This window comes from Corallococcus sp. AB030, from assembly GCF_003668965.1.
Classification (GTDB): domain Bacteria; phylum Myxococcota; class Myxococcia; order Myxococcales; family Myxococcaceae; genus Corallococcus; species Corallococcus exiguus.
The window spans coordinates 1-1,086 of record NZ_RAWQ01000462.1; the positions used below are offsets into that span (position 1 = coordinate 1).

Annotated in this window: 1 protein-coding gene and 1 pseudogene; both read left to right on the top strand. The window is 72.0% G+C overall.

The window, feature by feature from the left end:
* Positions 1-237 (top strand): annotated as a pseudogene (locus tag D7Y15_RS43580) (hypothetical protein); the annotation flags it as partial.
* A 182-nt stretch (positions 238-419) separates the two neighbouring features.
* Positions 420-962 carry a hypothetical protein gene (locus tag D7Y15_RS43585; protein WP_169822792.1) on the top strand — a complete coding sequence of 181 codons (543 nt, stop codon included), beginning with the start codon at positions 420-422 and terminating at the stop codon, positions 960-962.
* Positions 963-1,086 lie beyond the last annotated feature (124 nt).

Here is a 1,086-nt window from a genome sequence, read left to right on the forward strand (position 1 = left end):
CTCCCCTGGCCGGAATGGCCCGGCGCCACCACGCCCGCGGCCTCGCCCAATCCTTCCGCCCCCAGCCAGCCGGAAGCCCTGGAGGGCGCGCCGGAAGCCCTGGAGTCGGGCGCGGGCCATCCGGAAGGCCCGGACGGTCCGGACATGGAGGACGAGGAGCCGGAGGCCTCCAGCGGCGAGTACGAGCTGGACGGCGAGGCCCCGTCGGGCCGCCCGCCCAAGCCGACGCTCCACTGAGAGGCGCGGCGTGCCCAGGCAGGGAAGGTTCTTCCCCTGCCCCCAGCCTTTCAACATCCGCCCCGTAGGATTTACGTCCTCCGGCCACCCTCCAGGGCGGGCTCGTTGCCCAAATGGGCGGATTCACTGGGAACCAGCAACCGTCTGGCGTTGGCAAAGGCCTTGCTATGTCTTTGTTCGCGATGCGGACGACAACGGACATGGCGGCGGAGCGGGGACGGAAGAAGGCCGGGGCGGCCCGGGTCTTCAGCAAGCAGCCGGAGCGCATCGCGGCCCTGTGGCGGCGGATGCGGCTGGCGGCGCACGAAGGCCAGGGCGTGCCGGGCGCAAGCCTGCTGGACGGACTGGTGGAGCCCTTCGTCCGGGAGCTGGGGCTGACGCTGGAGGGCGTGGAGTCCAGCCCCTGGAGCCGCACCCGCGCGGTGCTGCGCCTGGCGCCGGAGCGTGGCGCGCGGGCCCTGCACGACGAGTTCGCACTGCTGCGGCGGTGCCTGGTGGACGCCCTGGAGGTCCTGGGCGGTGGGGACACGGAGCGCCAGCGCATCAACCGCGCGATTGACGAGGCCGTGGACAGCGCGGTGGCGCTGCTCCAGCGGATGGCGGACCCGAAGGCGGATGGGCCCCGGGTGCCGTTCGGCGGTCTGGTGGTGGAGTACTTCGAGCGGCCGTCGCACGCGCGCAAGGCCCCCATGGGCCGCCGCGACGAGCGGTCCGCCATGCATTGAGCAGGCTTTCACGGCGCGAGGAAGGCGCCAGGGTTTGGTTGTAACGGTTTGTCGATCCGTCCGGCTTGACACTCCTCAACGAGGAAGGGTCCGGGGGCTGGCGGGAGGGTGCGCTGTCATGGAT